Origin of the sequence: Streptomyces sp. N35 (assembly GCF_016464295.1) — a bacterium.
Classification (GTDB): Bacteria; Actinomycetota; Actinomycetes; order Streptomycetales; family Streptomycetaceae; genus Streptomyces.
The window spans coordinates 35,385-53,592 of the sequence record NZ_JAEIMH010000040.1 but is presented as its reverse complement, the minus strand read 5'-3'; the positions used below and the strand labels follow the sequence as shown (position 1 = coordinate 53,592).

Sequence of the window (18,208 nt, the reverse complement as noted above, 5' to 3'; positions counted from 1 at the left end):
CCGCACCCGCAGCCCCAGCCCCACCCGACCGGGGGACCGATCGTTCATCGAGAATCCGGATGAACCGGACTTCCGTCGGACAACAGGTCCCCCTATCGGGCTGCCTTCGCGTACACCTCCAGTGCCGGGCTCGGGGCTCGGCCGAGTAGGTGGCGTAGGTCGCCGTCGGGGACGCCGGTGCCGTCCAGGAAGCCGGCTCGGATCGCCGAGTACGTGCTGAGCAGCAGCGGAACCGGGAACGGCAAGGCCGGCCCGGCCCCCGAGACCGCCGCCCGGGCCGCCCCCAGAGTCGCCGGTTCGTACGAGCCGTCGACGGCGGCCGCCAACTCGGCGCCCCCGAGCGCCACCTCACCCACCAGCTCGTAGGTCCGCCCGGCGTGGGCCGACGCGTCGAGCGCCACCCGCACCGCCACTTCCGCGAGGTCCTCCCGTGCCACCGCCGCGAGCCGTCCGTCCCCGAGCGGCGCCGCGATCGTGCCGTCCGCGCCCGGTGCGGCGACGGCCGCAAGGAACTCGGCGTAAAGCCCGTTCCTGAGCACCGTCCACTCCAGTGAGGAGGCGCGGAGCCGGCGTTCGGTCCAGCGGTGGGCCAGTGCGTACGTGAGGTGGTCGCCGTCGCCGCTGAGGCTGGTGTAGACGAGGTGCCGCACGCCGGCCCTCTCGGCGGCGGAGATCACCGCTGCGTGCCGCGCGATGACCACATCGTCCTCGGCGGCGCCCGCGGAGATCATCAACAGGGTGTGGACACCGGAGAAGGAGGAGTCGAGCGAGGCCGGATCGTCGAAGTCGACCCGGCGCTGTCCGGGCCCCGGAGAGCGGGTGCCCACGACGATGTCGGAGCGGTCCGCGAGCAGCGGGGACGAGGTGACGAGACGGCCGAGAGCGCCCGCGGCGCCGGTGATGAGCAGCATGGGACTTATCGTTGCGGGGGTCCGTCGTCCGCGTAAGGAGGCACTTTCATGTCACCAGGGCACACCGGTGTAACCACCCCTGCCGCCTCCGGAGCGTCTGCCGTCTCTGGAACCTCTGCCGTCTCTGGAGCTTCTGCCATCTCTGGAACCTCTGCCGTCTCCGGAGCCTCTGCCGTCTCTGGAACCTCTGCCGCCTCCAAAGCTTCTGCCGTCTCCGGAGCATCCCGGACGGAGGACCCGGTGATCGTCTGCGAGACCCCGCAGGACGAGTGCGGCGTACGCGATGTCCTGGACCGTCTCGGCGACAAGTGGTCGATGTACGTCATGGTCGAGCTGACCGCGGGCACGCTGCGGTTCAAGGAGCTGCAGCGGCGGATCCACGGGGACGTGTCGCAGCGGATGCTGACCTTGACCTTGCGGCGCCTGGAGCGGGACGGGCTGGTGGCCCGGACGGTCTACGCGACGGTCCCGCCCCAGGTCGAGTACGCGCTCACGGACATGGGCCGCAGCATGAGCCACCTCCTCAAGTCCCTGGCCGACTGGTCGATCGCCCACCGCCCGGCCATCGCCGAGTCCCGCGGCGCGTACGACGAGAGCCACCCGTGACCGACGCCGTGACCGACCCGGTGACCCGCGCCTTCAAGGCCGCCCTTTACGCCTCCGACGACACCTCGCTCGACACGGGCGCCGCGCTCCTCGCGGCCGATCTCGCCTCCGTACGGGAGGCCCGCGCGCGGGGCGCGGAGTTCGTCACGCAGACGTGGCGGCGCGGGTGGCAGCCCGCCGATGTCGTACGGATGGTGCGCCGAGAGCTGTCCGAGGAGCACGCACGGATGGCCGCCGGCCTGATCCTGGACGAGACCCGTCGGTACACGGACGGCCTTCCGGCCCGCTGGGACGACCAGCTCGCCGCACTGCCCGCCCGGGGCGAACCGTCGGACCGGTTCCTGCACGCCACCGCCCTGTTGGAGCTCTACCGGCTGCTCCTGCGCCTGCCCGCACTCGAACCGGTGGGCCCGGCGCCGGGCGCCCCCGCCCACCTGCCGCCGCCGTCCTCCCACGAGCCGCGCATGCTGACCCGGATCCGCGCGCTGCTCGCGAAGGCCGAGGGGACCGACTTCCCGGACGAGGCCGAGGCGCTGACCGCCAAGGCCCAGGAGCTGATGGCCCGGCACAGCGTCGACGAGGCGCTGCTCGCCCACCGCGAGCACTCGGCAGAGACGCCGGCCGCGTGCCGGATCGGGGTGGACGCACCGTACGAGACGGCGAAGGCGATCCTGCTCGACACGGTGGCCACGGCGAACCGCTGCCGTGCGGTGTGGAACGAGTCCTTCGGCTTCTCGACCGTGGTCGGTTTCGCGCCCGATCTGGAGATGGCCGAGGTGCTCTACACCTCGCTCCTGGTGCAGGGCACGGCGGCGATGGCCAAGGCGGAGGCGGCCCAGCGCTCGGGCGGCCGCCGCCGCACGAAGACCTTCCGCCAGTCCTTCCTGATGGCGTACGCGCACCGGGTCGGCGAGCGTCTCGCCTCGGCCTCGGACCAAGTCGCCGCCGAGGACAGCTCGTTGCTTCCCGTGCTCGCGGCGCGGGAGGTCGCGGTGACGGGCGCGGTGGACGAGATGTTCCCGTCGACACAGCGGACGCGGGTACGGGGGGTGGACGACGCGGCGGGCTGGGAGCACGGCCGCGCCGCGGCGGACCGGGCTCGCGTACAGGGCGGCTCCGGAGCGTCCTAGCCCCTGCCCGCAGCCCCTCCCGCGCCTCACCCGCAGCCCTCCCGGCGCCTGGCCCACGGCCCCACCGCCCCCTGCCCACACCCCCACCCGCCCCTTTCCCGCAGCTCACCCCAGCGCCCGTAATGCCGGATACGCGCTATCCATCCGTATCCTGAACAGGTGAGCTGGCTCAGAGCGCTGAAGGAGACCACCCGCTCGGGCCTGAAGGTCGAGCGCCACCGTCTCGAACCGCTCTTCGCCCTGCGCGCCACCGTCGGCCTCGCCCTGGTCGTCAGCTCGACGCTCGCCCTGTCGGGCCCGGAGGCCGCCGTCTCCTCGGCGTTCGGCGCGTTCCAGGCCGCGATCGCCACCTTCCAGCGCAGCTGGCGCCCGCGTCCGGTACTCGCCCTCGCCTCCGGTACCACCCTCGCGATCACCACGTTCCTCGGCTACCTCGCCGGCGCCCATCTCGCCGTCTTCATCACGCTGCTCGCCGTATGGACCTTCGTGGCCGGCCTGTGCTGGGCGCTCGGCCCGACGGTCGGGGTGATCGCCTCGTCGAACGTGGCCATGGTGCTCGTCACCGTCACCCTGCCCACCACCGTCGCCGAAGCGGCCGGCCACGCGTTCGTGATCTTCCTCGGCGGTCTCGTACAGGCGGCGCTGATCGTCCTGTTCCCCATCCGCCGCTGGGGCGCCCAGCGTGACGCGCTCGCGGACGCGCTCGCCGCCGAGGCCGACTACGCGCGCCGGCTGCGCCACGACCCGACCGCCCCCTTCGACCCGGCGCCCCTGATGGCGGCGCGCGAGGCGGCGGTCGTCACCGCACGCCAGGCCCGTACGCGCCCGTCCGAACTGCACGGCGCACGCGGCCTCGCGGAACGGATCCGCCCAGTCCTCGCCTCCCTCGCCGACCCGGCCGTGGGCGCCGCCGACGAGGGCCGCGAGCGTGACCGCGTACGCGAACTGCTCGCCGCCGCGGGCGAGATCCTGGACACCGCGGCCCGCGCGATCCGCCACGGCGAACCCGTCGCGCTGCCCCCGGGCGCGGTCGCGGCCCTGCGGACCCCGGACACCGGCGCGATCCTCACCGGACCGGCCGCCCGCGCGGCCCGGCGGCTCGCGGCCCTGCTCGACGACGTGGTGGAGACGGCCACCCCGGACACGGGCGCGGCCGCGCCGAGGACGGTGCTCGAACGCCTCGCCCTGGTGCTGCGCGGCAAGTCGCCCGAACTGTCGCTCCCCGCAAGGCGGTTGAAGCTCTCGCCCGCCGAGTCCGCCCGGGCCGTGCAGTCCGACACCCGCCCCATCCCGCTGATCCGCCCCGGCGTCCAGGCACTCGGACCGCGCGCCGCCCGCACCTTGAGGGACGAGCTCAAGGTGACCGGGTCGCCGTATCTGCGGCACGCGATCCGTGTCACCGCGGTCGTCGTGCTCGGCTATGTCCTCGGCCACTTCCTGCCGTTCGGCCACGGCTACTGGGCGCCCCTCGCCTCCGTGATGGTGATGCGCCCGGACTTCTCGCAGACGTACGGCCGCGCGGTCGCCCGCTTCGGCGGCACGATCGTGGGCGTCACGCTCGCCTCCGTCGTGGTGTTCGCCACCGAGCCGGGCGTCCCGCTGTCGGTCACGCTCGCCATCATCTGCGCGGGCCTGATGTACCTGCTCCTGCGCACCGGTTACGTCGTCGGCCAGGTCCTCGTCGCCGCGTACATCGTCTTCCTGCTCGGCACGATCGGCGCGGACGTCGGCCAGACCGTCTACGAGCGGGTGCTCCTCACCCTGCTCGGCGGTGTGCTCGCGATGATCTCGTACGCGGTGTACCCGGCGTGGGAGACCCCGCGGCTGCGCACCAAGCTGGCCGACTGGCTGGTCGCGGACGGCCGTTACGCGGCGGCCGTCGTCCACCAGTACGCCGAACCGGCCGGCCAGGGCGAGGTGCGCCAGGCACTCCTCGACTCCCGCGCGGCCCGTATCGCCTGGCAGGACGCGCTGAAGCGCGCCGCCACCGAACCGGTGCGCCACCGGGGCCTGTCCCGTGCGGCGGCGGACGGGGCCGGGGAGGCGCTGGCCCAGATCGCCCGGATCGGGATGCTGATGGAGGCCCACCTCCCGGAGCGCGCCGCGACCCCGGTGCCGGCCGCGGCCCAACTCGCCGACGCGCTGCGGGAGTCGGCGGACCAGGGTGCGAAGGCGGTGCGCGAGCGCAGGGTTCCGGACTGGAAGCCCGTACGGGAGTGCCTGGAGAGCTGGGACGGCGAGGGCGTCCCCGACCGCGTGGTGCTGCGCGGCGCGCGCCTGCTGCTCGACGCCCTGGAGGAGCTGTCGGACGCCCTGGAGCCCGCGCCGCCGCGTTGACGTACCCCGCGAGTTCATTCGTAGGGAATCGCCTACGTTTGACAGGTAGGGAATTGCCTACCTATCGTGGAGTGCATGACCATCACCCACGCCTCCTTCATCACCGTCCCCGTCTCCGACCAGGACGCCGCCCTGCGCTTCTACACCGAGACCCTCGGCTTCCGGGTCACCGAAGACCGGCAGATGCCGCCGGGCCGCTGGCTGCAGGTCGCGCCCGAGGGCGCCCAGACCGTGCTCACGCTCTCCGGCCCCGACATGGGCGGCTTCACCCCGGGCCAGACGCAGGGGATCATGTTCCTCACGACCGATGTCGACGCGGACGCCGAGCGGCTCAGGGCCGCCGGAGTCGAGGTCGCCGGACCCGACCCCATGCCGTGGGGCCGGATGGCGGGCTTCAAGGACCCCGACGGCAACGGCTTCATGCTCCTGACGGAGCAGGCGTACGGCACCGACGCCCCCTAGTGACCGGAAGGACCGAAGTGGCCACCACCAGTGCCGCACCCGAGGACCGGGTCTTCGCCGCCCTCGCCAACAGCACCCGGCGCGAGGTGCTGCGGCTGCTGCGCGAGGACGGACCGCAGCCCGTGCAGGCGCTCGCCGACCACTTCGACATGGCACGCCCCAGCCTCTCGGAACACCTCAAGGTGCTCCGGGAGGCCGGTCTCGTCTCGGAGGAGCGCCAGGGCCGGCAGCGCATCTACCGCCTCGAAGCCCTGCCGCTCGCCGAAGTGCAGGACTGGCTCCATCCGTACGAGCGGTTCTGGCGCGACAAGCTCAAGGAGCTGGGCGCTCTGCTGGACCGGCTGCCCGACGATGAGGCATGACCCTTCCAGTACGAGAAGTCGTGGCCCTGCCCGTACGAGAAGTCGTGGCCCTGCCCGTACGAGATGACGTGGCCCTGCCCGTACGAGATGAAGCGTGATCATGGCTGCGTACGAAGATGACGACGATCTCACCACGATCCGCGTCGCCCAGTTCCTGCCCCATCCGCCCGCCAAGGTCTGGCGCGCGCTCACCGAGCCCGAGCTGCTCGCCCAGTGGATGATGCCCGGCGCCCGCCGCGGACCGGCCGATGAATGCTTCAGGCTCGAGGTCGGCCACCGCTACACGATGGCCGGGCTCCCGCGCCCCAACACCGAGTTCTCCGGGACGGTCGCGGCCGAGGTCCTCGCGTACGAGACGGAGCGGATGCTCGCCGTCCGCTGGCAGGACGCGGACCGTCCCGACGCCGTGGACTGGACGATCACCTGGACTCTGGAGCCGGAAGGGCACGGGACGCGTCTCTTCCTTGTGCACGAGGGATTCGACCCGGACGACCCGGCCCAGCTCATGGCCCGCAAGATCATGGGCGGCGGCTGGCGTTCGTCCGTGATCACCGCGCTGGAAGCCGTCCTGGACGCTCTCTGACGGGAGCGCTCCCGTCGCAGAGCATCGAGGGGAGCGCTCCCGGGCCTGTAACCAGGCGCGCACCCCGCGTGCACGTGCATCTGCCCATGCATCTGCAGGTGAACACAGCTATGATCCGGGGCAGTTGACCGCACCGCATCATCAGTCACAGTGCCAACGGGAGCGACTTGTGGACCACGCGTACAACGGTATGGCGGCCACAGAGCTCGACGGGGTCGTCTGGCAGAAGAGCCGGCACAGCAACTCCCAGGGTTCCTGCGTGGAGTTCGCCAAGCTGTCGGAGGGGCGGGTCGCGATGCGCAACTCGAACTTTCCCGACGGGCCGGCGCTCGTGTACACGCGCGCCGAGATAGAGGCGATGCTGCTCGGTGTGAAGGACGGCGAGTTCGACCACCTGATAGCCGGGGCCTGAACGCGAAGCGGCCGGGACGCGTGATCCGCATCCCGGCCCGACTGCCGTATGAACAAGCCCTATTCCGCACCGTCGAGCCGGAACAGCGCCCACACCACCTTGCCGCCCAGCGTCCCGGCGAGCGGGTGCCAGCCCCAGCCGTCGGCGAAGGAGTCGACGAGGAAGAGGCCGCGGCCGCACTCGGCCGAGAAGTCCTCGTACGCCTCGTCCTCGCGCGAGACCGGGCTCTCCTGGCTGGGATCGCGGACCGCGCACACAAGGCGCGAGCTCCAGCGCATCAGATGCAGCCGTACGGGGGCGGAGTCGTCGCGCACCGTGTCGGCGGGCAGCGCGTGGCGCAGGGCGTTGGTGACGAGTTCGGAGACCACCAGGGCGACGTCGTCGAAACGCTCGTCGAGCTGCCACTCGGTGAGGGTGGAGCGGGTGAACTGCCGTGCCCCGCGCACCGCTTCATAGCGGGCGGGCAAGGCGACCGAGGCCGCATTCGACACCGCGGAGGGGTCGATGGGGGGAAGCCCCTGCCGTAACGGCTCGAGCATGGTCGATCCATTCGTCCCCATGCGAGGCACTCCCGGTTCCGCGGCCGTAGCGATGTTGCGGTGGTGCGCGGGCCCATCGTTCCGAATGCGTACGGCGGATGCAAGGGCAGATGCACGTGCACGTGCCGGAGTTGGACCTTCAAGTACCAGTTCTTGCTTATTTCTTCCTGCGTATTCTTTCGTAGTCGTTCTGTGAGGAACCTGTTTCTGTAACCAGATGAGTACGCGCCGGAGCGTTTAATGGCAGACTTCGGCACCTGTAGGGGCCCGATGGGGGCTGGGGAGGGTTGAAGTTCAGTGACGGCTGGGGAGTCGAGCGGCTCAGTGGTGCGGCGCATCCTCCTGGGGTCGCAGCTGCGGCGTCTGAGGGAGTCGCGCGGGATCACGCGTGAGCAGGCCGGCTACTCGATCCGTGCCTCCGAATCGAAGATCAGCCGCATGGAGTTGGGACGGGTGAGCTTCAAGGCGAGGGACGTGGAGGACCTGTTGACGCTGTACGGCGTCACGGCCGAGGCCGAACGAGGGCCTTTGCTCGACCTTGCCCGGGAGGCCAACTTGGCGGGCTGGTGGCACAGTTACTCGGATGTGCTGCCGGGCTGGTTCCAGACCTATGTGGGCCTGGAAGGCGCCGCCTCGCTGATCCGCGCGTACGAAGTGCAGTTCGTGCACGGGCTGTTGCAGACCGAGGCGTACGCCCAGGCGGTCGTCACGCGCAACGCCGAGGGCATGGGTCATGCGGAGGTCGAGCGCCGGGTGGCGCTGCGCCTGGAGCGCCAGAAGCTGCTCGTCGACGAGCGCGGACCACAGCTGCACTGCGTGCTCGACGAGGCCGCGCTGCGCCGCCCGTATGGTGACCGATCGGTCATGCGCGGTCAGTTGGAGCATTTGATCGAGGTGTCGCAGCGGCCGAATGTCACCCTTCAAGTGATGCCGTTCAGCTTCGGCGGCCACTCCGGGGAGTCGGGCGCCTTCGCTCTGCTGCGCTTCCCCGAATCGGACCTTTCCGACGTCGTCTACCTGGAACAGCTGACCAGCGCCCTGTACCTCGACAAGCGCGAGGAAGTCGCGCAGTACGAGAAGGCGATGGAGAGGCTGCAGCACGACAGTCCGAATCCGGACCAGACCCGCGATCTGCTCCGTGGACTTCTCCAACTGTCCTGAAACACAAGTACGATGACTGGCTATCAGGAACTGTCGTAAGTGCTCACCAGCGCCCGGCAGTACAGCCAGACGCGGGGGTCGTATGTCCTTCTTCACCGACCTGGGCCGGCAGTACATCGACGGCGAGTGGCGTACGGGCAACGGCTCGTGGGACATCATCGACTTCAACCCGTACAACGGGGAGAAGCTCGCCGCGGTGACCGTGGCCACGCGCTTCGAGGTCGACGAGGCCTATCGCGCGGCCGAGCGCGTCCAGAAGGACTGGGCCGAGACCTCACCGTATGCCAGAAGAGCCGTCATCGAGCGGGCCCTGCGCCTCACCGAGGAGCGCGAGGACGAGATCGCCGAGGCGATCATCGACGAGCTGGGCGGCACTTGGCTCAAGGCGCGCTACGAGGTGCATCTGGCCAAGGAGTTCCTGCGCGAGGCGATCCACCTCGCGCTGATCCCCGAGGGCCGCATCATCGCCTCGCCGACCGCGGGCAAGGAGAACCGGCTCTACCGCAATCCGGTCGGTGTGGTCGGCGTGATCAGCCCGTTCAACTTCCCGTTCCTGGTGACCATGAAGTCCGTCGCCCCGGCGCTCGCGCTCGGCAACGGCGTGGTGATCAAGCCGAACCAGAACACCCCGGTGGTCGGCGGCGGCCTGATAGCCAAGATCTTCGAGGACGCGGGGCTGCCCCCGGGCCTGCTCAACGTCCTCATCACGGACATCGCGGAGATCGGTGACGCGCTCATCGAGCACCCGGTCCCCAAGGTGATCTCCTTCGCCGGCTCCGACCGCGTCGGCCGCCATGTCGGCGCCGTCACGGCCACCCACTTCAAGAAGGCCATCCTCGAACTCAGCGGCAACAGCGCCCTGGTGGTGCTCGACGACGCCGATGTGGACTACGCCGTGGACGCAGCGGTCTTCAGCCGCTTCGTCTACCAGGGCCAGGTCTGCATGGCCGCCAACCGCATCCTGGTGGACCGCTCGCTGTGGGAGGTCTTCACCGAGAAGTTCCTCGCGCGGGTACGGGCGCTCAAGACCGGCGATCCGCGCGACCCGGAGACCGATCTCGGCCCGGTGATCAACGAGTTCCAGGCCGAAGCGCTCGGCACGCTCGTGCAGCAGGCCCTCGACGAGGGGGCGACCGCCCTGATCCACGGCCGCACGATCGGCAATCTCGTCGAGCCGACCGTCCTGACCGGTCTGCCCTCGGACTCCCCGATCCTGCGCCAGGAGATCTTCGGCCCGGTGGCGCTGCTCGTGCCGTTCGAGGACGAGGCGCATGCGGTACGGATCGCCAACGACACCCCGTACGGGCTGAGCGGCGCGGTGCACACCGGGGACGTGGAGCGCGGCGTGCGCTTCGCCAAGCGCATCGAGACCGGGATGATGCACGTCAACGACGGGACCGTGCACGACGAGCCGTTCGTCGCCTTCGGCGGCGAGAAGCACTCGGGGCTCGGGCGGTTGAACGGGGACGCGACCGTCGAGGCCTTCACGACGCAGAAGTGGATCTCGGTGCAGCACGGGCGGAGCCACTTCCCGCTGTAGCTCCCGCGTGCCGCTGTGCGACAGCTCCTGCGTGCCGCTGTGTGATCCGTAGCTCTGCCGTGGCGCTGTGTGCGCTGTGTGCGCTGTGGAGCTCTTCCGTGGCGCTGCGCATCTAGGACAGCGGTTGACCGCAAGTGTCCGTAGCGTGGTTTCTGTCAGCAGGGACAGGCGCAGTGAAAGGCGGACGGATCATGGTCACCCACGTATCGGCAGAGACCCCCGGCGACGAGCGCGGCGCGCTGCTCAACTTCATCGAGGAGGCCCGCGGCGGCCTGCGCCGCTCGGTGCTCGGCCTGAGCGACGAACAGGCCTCGTCCAAGCCCAGCGCGAGCGAACTCTCGCTCGCCGGTCTGATCAAGCATGTCGCCGAGGTCGAGCAGGGCTGGATCGCCAAGGCGAAGGGCGAGCCGGAGCGCGTCCAGCGCGACGAGTCCAACTGGCACGAGTGCTTCACGCTCGTCGGCGACGAGACGGTGACCTCGCAGCTCGCGTACTGGAAGCAAGTAGCCGACGAGACCGAGGAGTTCATCCGCTCGGCCCCTGACCTGAACGCCACCTTCGCGCTGCCGGACGAGCCCTGGTACCCCAAGGACGAGGCGGTCTCCCTGCGCTGGGTCGCGCTCCACCTGATCCGCGAGATCAACCGGCACGCCGGCCACGCCGACATCATCCGCGAGTCCCTCGACGGCAAGTCGGCCTGGGACCTGGTGGCCGAGGAGAGCGGGCAGAGCTGGGGCTAGGGCTTCAGGTCCTCGGGGCGCTCCAGGTCTTCGAGCCGCGCCAGGTCGTCGCGTACCGACTCCTTTTCCTCTTCGGTGAGTCGGGCCGCGGCGGCCTGTGCTCGTGCCTCCGCCGTACGGGCGGTGTCCTCGTCCCCGAGCCGCAGGGCCACATCCGCCCGCAGGACGAGCAGCTTCAACAGCTGTACGGGAGTGGGCTGTTCGTCCGTCATCCTCAGCACCCGGTCGATGATCTTCGCAGCCCCGGCCGGGTCCTCCTTGGAGTCGGCGAACAGGGACGCGTTGTGCAGCGCCCGCGCGAAGGTCTCCTCGGGCGCGGGCCGGTGGCGCTGGTCCTCGCTGATCTTCTGCCCGACCCGGATGCAGTTCCCGCCCGGATCCGTCATCAGGAACTGCCGCACGCCGTACGACATGTCCTTGAGCGTCCCGATCCGCGGCAGCCCGCGCGTGGGGATCCGCCCGTACGTCGCCTTGAGGCCGGACCGGAAGGTCTCGTACAACGTGTCCACGTCATCGGTCAGGACGTAGCAGGTGCTGTACGAGGCCTCCGGGTCGTGCGCCTTCAGCCCGAAGAACTGCAGCTCGATCTCCCCGTACGCCACGACGGCGAACGGATTGGGGCTCTTCTGCTGGAAGGTGATCTCGAAGCCGAGCGCCGAGTAGAAGTCGAGCACCGGCTGGAGGGTCCGGCACGGGAGGATGGGGATCGTCTTTGCGGTCGTCTTCTTGGTGTGCCTGTCCATACGGGTAGCCTAGTCAAAGTTGAATAGAACGCACCCGTGCTTGTGCATCCGTACTCGTGCATCCGTACTCGTGCACCCGTACTCGTGCACCCGTACTCCGTCGTCCGTACTGGAAAGGACCCGTGCATGTCCGGCCCCTCCGCGATCCGTCTGCTCGTCCTCGGCGCCGTCCGCATGCACGGCCGTGCGCACGGCTATCAGGTGCGCAACGACCTGGAGTTCTGGGGCGCGAACGAGTGGTCGAACGCCAAGCCGGGCTCGATCTACCACGCGCTCAAGCAGATGGCGAAGCAAGGCCTGCTCCTAGCGCACGAGGTCGCACCGTCGACGGCCGGCGGTCCGCCGCGCACCGAGTACGAGGTGACCGACAAGGGCACGGAGGAGTACTTCTCCCTGCTCAAGGACTCCCTCGTTGCGTACGACCAGAAAGTGGACGTGCTCTCGTCGGCCATCGGCTTCATCGTCGACCTGCCGCGCGAGGAGGCGGTCGCCCTCCTGAAGAAGCGGGTGGAGGCGATCGAGGCGTGGCGGGCCGGCGTCACCGAGCACTACATCCCCGAGGACGGGCCCGGACAGCTCGGCCACATCGGCGAGATCATGCACCTGTGGGTGCACTCGGCGGACGCCGGCGCGGAGTGGACGCGAGGGCTGATCGAACGGATCGAGGGCGGGGCCTACACGTTCTCGGGCGAGGGGGAGCCCTTCGTGGGGGTGCTCGCCGAGGACCAGGAGAACCCGTACGCGTCGGATGAGGTGCACCCGGGGGACCGGGAGTAGAGGTCCGGCCCCCCGGCCCCCCTAGGCACACCGACCGTCACGTGGTGCGGGCGTGGATCACTTCATGACGGTCACTTCGTGAAGATGAAGTACTTCCAGCTGCCGTGGGTGGTGCTGTTCACCGTGTCCCCCGAGCTGCTGTTGATGTACGAAGACCGCATACGGAACTTGATGCCGGTCTGCGGGGTGCCCGTCAGGGTGACCGCGGACTTCCCGTTGGTGCCGAGCGCGAAGTAGTCCGCTCCCGCATCGATCCACCGGCCGTTGACGTAGGCGTCGATCTCGAGCCGCTGCTTGCGGCCCTTGTAGTACGTCATGGTGGTGGTGAAGACGGGGTCGACCGACTTGCGGACGTAGTGGTACGTCGTGGAGCCGATCTTGCCGGTCCTGTAGTGCTTGGACACGGTGGTGGACACCCGCACCTTCGCGTACGCCGTGGACTTGACCGTCTTCGGCGCATAGCGGGCGTCACCCGCGAACTTCGCGGTGAGCGTGACATCGCGGCTCATGTCCAAGGTGACCCACAGGTTGCCGTTGGAGTTGACCGTGCCCTTCTTGACCAGCCTGTTGGGCTTGTCGGCACCGAAGGGGTCCGCCCAGATCTCCACCGTGCGGTTCTTGTACGTCGACCCGAGATGGGCGGCGAAGGCGACATCCTTGCCGTGGTCGTAGAGCTTGCCGTTGTTGTTGAGGGTGAGGGTGGGGGCGGCGCGGGAGACCTCGACGGAGGCGGTCGCCGAGGCGGGGGTGTGCGTCGCGTCCCCTGCGTACGCCACCTTGTAGGTGACCTTGCCGCCGGCGGGCGGAGTGTCGGAGAACGAGAACGCCCCGCCGGCCCCGAGCGACTTGGTCCCGAGCGACTTGCCGCTCGGCGACTCCATGTCGGTACGGGTGACGGTGAGGGGAGTGCCGGCGGGCAGGGCGAGACCCGAGGTGAGCGACCCCTTGACGGTGAGGGGCTTGGCGCGGGTCGCCTTGGCCGGGGCGGTGACCTTCAGCGTGCCGACGTATTTGCGCGGCTCGTCGACGACATGGAGGTTCGGCGAGTCTTCAGTCAGCACGTAGAGCTTGGTGCCGTCGGGCGACCAGGCGGTGGAGTGGCCGAACCAGGGCATCCAGGTGTGCGAGAGATTGCGGACGCTCGGTGGCTGGTCGGCGCCGCCGGAGAAGACGTAGGTGTCGCCGAGGTTGTCGGTGTCGAGGACGGTCGCCGCGACCGTGCCGTCCGGTGCCACGCTGACCGTCTCCGGTTCATCGCGCACCGGGTACGTGCGCACCTGCTCCAGATCGGAGAGGCGGTACTCGGTGAGGGCCCGGTTGCCGGGCCCGGCAACGATGACGTTCTGGCCGTCCGGGGTGAGGGCCGCGTCGTTGTAGAAGCCGCCCTTCTCGGCGGATGCACGGATCACCGGAGTGCCGGAGGAGATGTCGTAGACGATGATCGGGCCCGAGCTGATGCCGGGGTCGAGTGCCAGCAGCGTGCCCGGGTTGTCGGGGTCGGCGTAGAGCGCGGGCGGGGTGGCGAAATCGTGGCCGGCGGCCAGGTCGAGAGTGACCGCGGGTGTCCCGGCGGTCAGATCGACCACGCCGAGTCCCGAATCCCACTGGTCGCCGTACCCGAACCACAGCTTGCCCTCGGCGTACGCGAGCCGGGACGGGATGGTCTTCTCGCCGGTCGGGTACTCGGCCGTCTTCGTGAGCGTCGCGGTGTCGAAGGCCACGATCTTGTCGGCGCCGTACAGCGCGGCGTACAACGTGCCGGAGTCCGGGCTCAGTTCGAGGTCGCGGACCTGGGGCAGGTCGGTCAGCGTGGTGACGGTGCCGCCGCCGAGGTCGGTGACGACGATCTTGTTCTGGTAGCGGTCGCTGAAGTACAGCCGCTGGTTGACGCTGTCGACGACCGTATCGCTGACGTCCGAGACGTCGACGGGCTTGGCGGTGTCGGCAGATGCGGGAATGGCGGCCAGTGCCGCCGAAGCGAAGACAACCGCGAACGCCGTCGCGGTCGAAAGCATGCGCTTACGCACGATGAGAGATCCCCCCACGGAACCAAAGAACCGCCCGGCCCGAGATCGGGGCACCGGCGCGCGCCGGGGAAGCCGGGCGCGGAGATCGAAGACTAAGGCATGTCACGGACAACGTGACAGGGGATTCCCCGCGAACCGCCTGCTCAGGCGGTACACCGGCCTCCGGCATGGTCCCGGCCGGACCCCGGCGTTGACCGGGCCGGCCTCCGGCGTTGACCGGGCCGGCCGCAGAAGGGGGCAGTAATCAAGTTTGACTAACGTGAGAGCGGGGAGTACGTTCCAGGCGTAGTCAAGTTTGACTACGGAACGAAGGAGGCTCATGACCGACGCGATCATCGCCGAGGGCGTGCACAAGGCGTACGGGGCGAAGAAGGCCCTGGACGGCCTGGACCTGACCGTCGCCCGGGGCACCGTGCACGGGGTGCTCGGCCCGAACGGCGCCGGCAAGACCACCGCGGTGCGCATCATGGCGACGCTGCTGCGGCACGACGAGGGACAGGTGCGGGTCGCCGGGTTCGACGTACGGACGCATGCGGACGAGGTGCGCCGGCGGATCGGTCTGCTCGGGCAGCACGCCGCGGTCGACGAGGACCTGAGCGGTGGGCAGAACCTGGAGTTGTTCGGCCGGCTCTACCACCTGGGCACGCGGCGGGCGCGGACGCGGGCCGGCGAACTGCTCGAACGGTTCGGGCTCGAGGACACCGGGCGCAAGGCGGTCAAGCAGTACAGCGGGGGTATGCGGCGCCGTCTCGACCTCGCGGCCTCGCTGATCACGGATCCCGAGGTGCTGTTCCTCGACGAGCCGACCACCGGTCTCGATCCCCGGGGGCGGGGCGAGGTGTGGAGCGCGGTGCGTTCGCTGGTCGGCGGCGGCACGACCGTGCTGCTCACGACCCAGTACCTGGAGGAGGCGGACCAGCTGGCGAACCGTATCTCCGTGATCGACCACGGCCGCGTCATCGCGGACGGCACCTCCGACGAGCTCAAGGCGAAGACCGGCGGCGACCGGATCGACGTGGTGCTGCACGACCCGGCTCAACTGGCGCGCGCCGCCGCCCTGTTGCCCGGCGAGGCCTCGGTCGACGAGGACCTGCGCCTGGTCAGCGCCCCGGTCGCGGATCGGATGGCGGCCCTCACGCAGGTCGTACGGGCGCTGGAGGAGGCCGGGATCGAGGCGGAGGACATCGCGCTGCGGCGGCCGACGCTGGACGAGGTGTTCCTGGACCTGACGGGCCGGCCGCAGGGCGGGGAGCCGGAGGGCACGGGCCGACTGCGGGGCGGGGAGCCGGAGGGCGCCGGCCGGTCGCAGGGCCGGGAGCCGCGGGGCGCGATGTCGCAGGGCGAGAAGGAGGACGCATGAGTACGTCGACGATCGACGCCAGGGATACGGGGATCGGATCCGGAGCCACCGGGGGTACCCGGCTCGGCTGGGCGCTCGCCGACTCCTGGACCATGACCCGGCGCGAACTGCTGCACTGGGCGCGTCAGCCCGTACAGGTCGTGGTGGGCCTGGTCTTTCCCGTGATGCTGCTCCTGATGTTCGGCTACCTGATGGGCGGCGGCACCGGCATCGCGGGTGACTACCGCGAGTATCTGGTGCCGGGCATGTTCGCGCTGACCATGGCATTCGGCCTGGACGCCACGATGGTCGCCGTCACCCGGGACCTCAACAAGGGCGTGGTGGACCGCTTCCGCTCCATGCCGATGACCAACGGGGCGGTCCTGGTGGGTCGTTCGGTCGCGGACATGCTCCAGTCGCTGCTCTCGCTCGTGCTCCTGATGGCGGTGGGGCTCGCGGTGGGCTGGCGCTGGCACGGCTCGTTGGGCGCGGTGCTCGCGGCGATGGGGCTGCTGTTGCTGCTGCGCTTCGCGATGCTGTGGATGGGCATCCACCTCGCGATGGTGGCCGGCAAGCCGGAGCTGGTGATGGCCGTGCAGATCCTGGTCTGGCCGGTCAGCTTCCTCTCCAACGCGTTCGCGACCCCGGAGTCCATGCCGGGCTGGCTGGGCGCGACGGTCGAGTGGAACCCGATGTCGGCCACGGCCACGGCGGTACGCGACCTGTTCGGCAACGAGGGCGGTGTCTCCTCGGCTTCCTGGGCCTCCGAACACGCCGCGCTGCTTGCGGTGTTGTGGCCTGTGGTGCTGGTGGCGGTGTTCTTCCCGCTGGCGGTACGGAGGTTCGGGCGGCTCAGCAGGTAGTCGGCGGTTCGCAGGCAATCCGTCCCGAGCATCGGCAAAGAAACCGTCCCCGGACATGGAACCCCGAACCGGCCTGCGGTGTATCAGAAGTACCTGCCGACCGCCCCAAGCGGTCGGCGCCGCAGGCCGGGGGTGCCATGAACGGGGTTTATGTACGGCGGGTGTTGGCCGCGCTGCTCGGTGCGCTCGCCTTGCTGCTTGCGGGATGCGGCGAGGTGGGCGACAGGCGTGGCGGGGAGCCGGGCGATGAGCGGGCTTCGCAGCCGAAGGCGGCCGGAGCGGCCTCGAGGGGGGCCGGGGAGGGGGCGGATCCGCCGCGGATCCCGTCCGCCGACGGGCTGCCCGGCTGGGCGCACTCCCTCGGGTTCGCGGCGGACGGCTCGGGCTTCGTGCTGCTCGCGCAGTGCCCGGAGGGGGAGGAAGAGGGCACGGGGGACGGCTGTGTGCAGCGGGTCGCGGTCCTCGGCAAGGGCGCGCGCCAGTGGCGGGTGGCAAAGGCCTCGCCCCTGGCGAACACGGCTCCGGACTGGGGTGTGACCGCGGATGTGCTGGTCCTGGGACCGGGCCGGGCGCTGATCCGTGAGGGCAGGAGCATGATCGGTGACCGGACTTGGTACACGGCGGACGGCGGGCGGACGTGGCGCAAGGGCACGGTGTCCGTCCAAGGCACCGTGGCCTCCGTGCCCGCGCACGGTCAGCTGGTCTCTGTCTGCGGCGCGGAGGACGCCGAGGGCAACGGCTGCGGGCGCGCCCGCCTCGCTGTGATCATGCCGGACTCCGGCGAGCACCGGGCCCTGGCCCAACAGCCCCCGCTGGACGGGGTGGTGGATCCGGCCGGTGAGGCGGCCGGAGATCTGTACGTCCAGGGCAAGGCTCCCGGTTCCGGCCGACCCACGCTGGCGGTCAGCTCCGACCGGGGCCGCACCTGGAAGGAGTCCCCGCTGACCGGGGCGGCGACCGCGCAGCACGGGACGTTCACGCTGGTCTCGGGCCGTGCGGGGATCTTCGCGTTGCAGCGCGGCGGACTGCCGGAGGGGGAGGGCGTGAAGAACGGTCTGCTGACCATCCACAAGCAGAACGCCTCGGACATGACCTGGACCCGGGTCTGGTCCTTCCGCCCCGGTGTGGAGCCGCGCTCGGTCCTGGGCGCGATCGCCGCGGACGACAACTCCCTCACGGTCTACGGCGAACACGGCGTCTGGACCAGCGACACGGGAGGCCGCACCTTCCATCAGGGGGAGGGCTCCACCGGCGTCGCGGGCTCGGCGTGGAAGACCCCGATCGGCTGGCTTTGGGCGAGCGGCACCGGCCAGGGGACGTACCGGATATCGAGCGACGGCGTGCACTGGCACACCTTCCAACTGTCCGACTGACGCCCGCACACCGGAGGCCGTACCCATGAACGTCAACGACCTTGTGCAGCAACGCATCGAGGCGGCCCGCCACCGGATCGCCACCACCAAACGCACCCGCGCCGAACTCACCGAGGCCCGCACCAGAGGCCTCACCCACCGCCACACCCACAAGCTGCGCACGCTGGCACAACGCGAACACGCTGCTGGCCAGGCCTCTTCGGAACACGAGGAGGAGACACCCCACTCCGGCCGGCCCGGCGAGCCCGTACGGCTCGGCAAGCCCAGCCGTCCGGCAAACCCAGCCCCTCCGGCGATTGAGGA

19 protein-coding genes are annotated in these 18,208 nt (G+C 70.2%); 15 read left to right on the top strand and 4 right to left on the bottom strand.

All coding sequences use genetic code 11. The annotated features are described in order from the left end of the window. Positions 1-92 precede the first annotated feature (92 nt). Positions 93-911, bottom strand: a complete 819-nt coding sequence (locus JAO81_RS22270; RefSeq protein WP_199549672.1) for an NAD(P)H-binding protein — start codon at positions 909-911, stop codon at positions 93-95. Between the two features lie 240 nt (positions 912-1,151). Here JAO81_RS22270 and JAO81_RS42645 point away from each other — a divergent pair, with 240 nt between their 5' ends. The 7 genes from JAO81_RS42645 (at position 1,152) to JAO81_RS22235 (ending at position 6,803) form a co-directional block, all read left to right on the top strand. Beyond that, positions 1,152-1,517: a helix-turn-helix domain-containing protein gene (locus JAO81_RS42645; protein WP_307813552.1), complete on the top strand. Its 366-nt coding sequence runs from the start codon at positions 1,152-1,154 to the stop codon at positions 1,515-1,517. Next, positions 1,514-2,647 (top strand): DUF2786 domain-containing protein, encoded by a 1,134-nt coding sequence (locus tag JAO81_RS22260; RefSeq protein ID WP_307813551.1) that lies wholly within the window; start codon positions 1,514-1,516, stop codon positions 2,645-2,647. Before JAO81_RS42645 ends, JAO81_RS22260 begins: the two co-directional genes overlap by 4 nt. A gap of 159 nt (positions 2,648-2,806) precedes the next feature. Then, entirely contained in the window at positions 2,807-4,984 is a 2,178-nt protein-coding gene (locus JAO81_RS22255; RefSeq protein ID WP_199549670.1) for an FUSC family protein, read from the top strand. Positions 4,985-5,059: 75 nt separating this feature from the next. Next, positions 5,060-5,446: a VOC family protein gene (locus JAO81_RS22250; protein ID WP_199549669.1), complete on the top strand. Its 387-nt coding sequence runs from the start codon at positions 5,060-5,062 to the stop codon at positions 5,444-5,446. 17 nt (positions 5,447-5,463) lie between these two features. After that, a complete protein-coding gene (locus JAO81_RS22245) occupies positions 5,464-5,808 on the top strand; it encodes a helix-turn-helix transcriptional regulator (protein ID WP_199549668.1) in 345 nt (114 codons plus the stop codon). A gap of 100 nt (positions 5,809-5,908) precedes the next feature. Continuing rightward, entirely contained in the window at positions 5,909-6,391 is a 483-nt protein-coding gene (locus JAO81_RS22240) for an SRPBCC domain-containing protein (RefSeq protein ID WP_199549667.1), read from the top strand. Between the two features lie 190 nt (positions 6,392-6,581). After that, positions 6,582-6,803 (top strand): DUF397 domain-containing protein, encoded by a 222-nt coding sequence (locus tag JAO81_RS22235; RefSeq protein ID WP_165335632.1) that lies wholly within the window; start codon positions 6,582-6,584, stop codon positions 6,801-6,803. A 59-nt stretch (positions 6,804-6,862) separates the two neighbouring features. Here JAO81_RS22235 and JAO81_RS22230 read toward each other — a convergent pair whose 3' ends face one another. Continuing rightward, positions 6,863-7,363: an ATP-binding protein gene (locus tag JAO81_RS22230; RefSeq protein WP_199549665.1), complete on the bottom strand. Its 501-nt coding sequence runs from the start codon at positions 7,361-7,363 to the stop codon at positions 6,863-6,865. Between the two features lie 276 nt (positions 7,364-7,639). Here JAO81_RS22230 and JAO81_RS22225 point away from each other — a divergent pair, with 276 nt between their 5' ends. From JAO81_RS22225 to JAO81_RS22215, 3 genes are all read left to right on the top strand, one after another. Next, positions 7,640-8,503, top strand: coding sequence for a helix-turn-helix transcriptional regulator (locus JAO81_RS22225; protein WP_199549664.1), 864 nt, complete (start codon positions 7,640-7,642; stop codon positions 8,501-8,503). Positions 8,504-8,585: 82 nt separating this feature from the next. Continuing rightward, positions 8,586-10,043 (top strand): aldehyde dehydrogenase family protein, encoded by a 1,458-nt coding sequence (locus JAO81_RS22220; RefSeq protein WP_199549663.1) that lies wholly within the window; start codon positions 8,586-8,588, stop codon positions 10,041-10,043. Between the two features lie 191 nt (positions 10,044-10,234). After that, positions 10,235-10,783 (top strand): DinB family protein, encoded by a 549-nt coding sequence (locus tag JAO81_RS22215; RefSeq protein ID WP_199549662.1) that lies wholly within the window; start codon positions 10,235-10,237, stop codon positions 10,781-10,783. Here JAO81_RS22215 and JAO81_RS22210 read toward each other — a convergent pair. Beyond that, positions 10,780-11,526 (bottom strand): VOC family protein, encoded by a 747-nt coding sequence (locus tag JAO81_RS22210; protein ID WP_199549661.1) that lies wholly within the window; start codon positions 11,524-11,526, stop codon positions 10,780-10,782. The genes JAO81_RS22215 and JAO81_RS22210 overlap by 4 nt on opposite strands. Before the next feature lie 126 nt (positions 11,527-11,652). On the opposite strand from JAO81_RS22210, the gene JAO81_RS22205 reads away from it, so the two are divergent. Next, positions 11,653-12,303 carry a PadR family transcriptional regulator gene (locus JAO81_RS22205; protein ID WP_199549660.1) on the top strand — a complete coding sequence of 217 codons (651 nt, stop codon included), beginning with the start codon at positions 11,653-11,655 and terminating at the stop codon, positions 12,301-12,303. 71 nt (positions 12,304-12,374) lie between these two features. Here JAO81_RS22205 and JAO81_RS22200 read toward each other — a convergent pair whose 3' ends face one another. After that, positions 12,375-14,330: a WD40 repeat domain-containing protein gene (locus JAO81_RS22200; RefSeq protein ID WP_199549659.1), complete on the bottom strand. Its 1,956-nt coding sequence runs from the start codon at positions 14,328-14,330 to the stop codon at positions 12,375-12,377. A 319-nt stretch (positions 14,331-14,649) separates the two neighbouring features. On the opposite strand from JAO81_RS22200, the gene JAO81_RS22195 reads away from it, so the two are divergent. The 4 genes from JAO81_RS22195 to JAO81_RS22180 form a co-directional block, all read left to right on the top strand. After that, a complete protein-coding gene (locus tag JAO81_RS22195; RefSeq protein WP_199549658.1) occupies positions 14,650-15,690 on the top strand; it encodes an ATP-binding cassette domain-containing protein in 1,041 nt (346 codons plus the stop codon). Beyond that, a complete protein-coding gene (locus JAO81_RS22190) occupies positions 15,687-16,532 on the top strand; it encodes an ABC transporter permease (protein ID WP_199549657.1) in 846 nt (281 codons plus the stop codon). The genes JAO81_RS22195 and JAO81_RS22190 overlap by 4 nt, the downstream gene beginning before the upstream one ends. A 137-nt stretch (positions 16,533-16,669) precedes the next feature. Then, positions 16,670-17,905 carry an exo-alpha-sialidase gene (locus JAO81_RS22185; protein ID WP_199549656.1) on the top strand — a complete coding sequence of 412 codons (1,236 nt, stop codon included), beginning with the start codon at positions 16,670-16,672 and terminating at the stop codon, positions 17,903-17,905. Between the two features lie 25 nt (positions 17,906-17,930). Beyond that, a partial coding sequence (locus tag JAO81_RS22180; protein ID WP_199549655.1) for a hypothetical protein occupies positions 17,931-18,208 on the top strand: 278 nt, incomplete at its 3' end.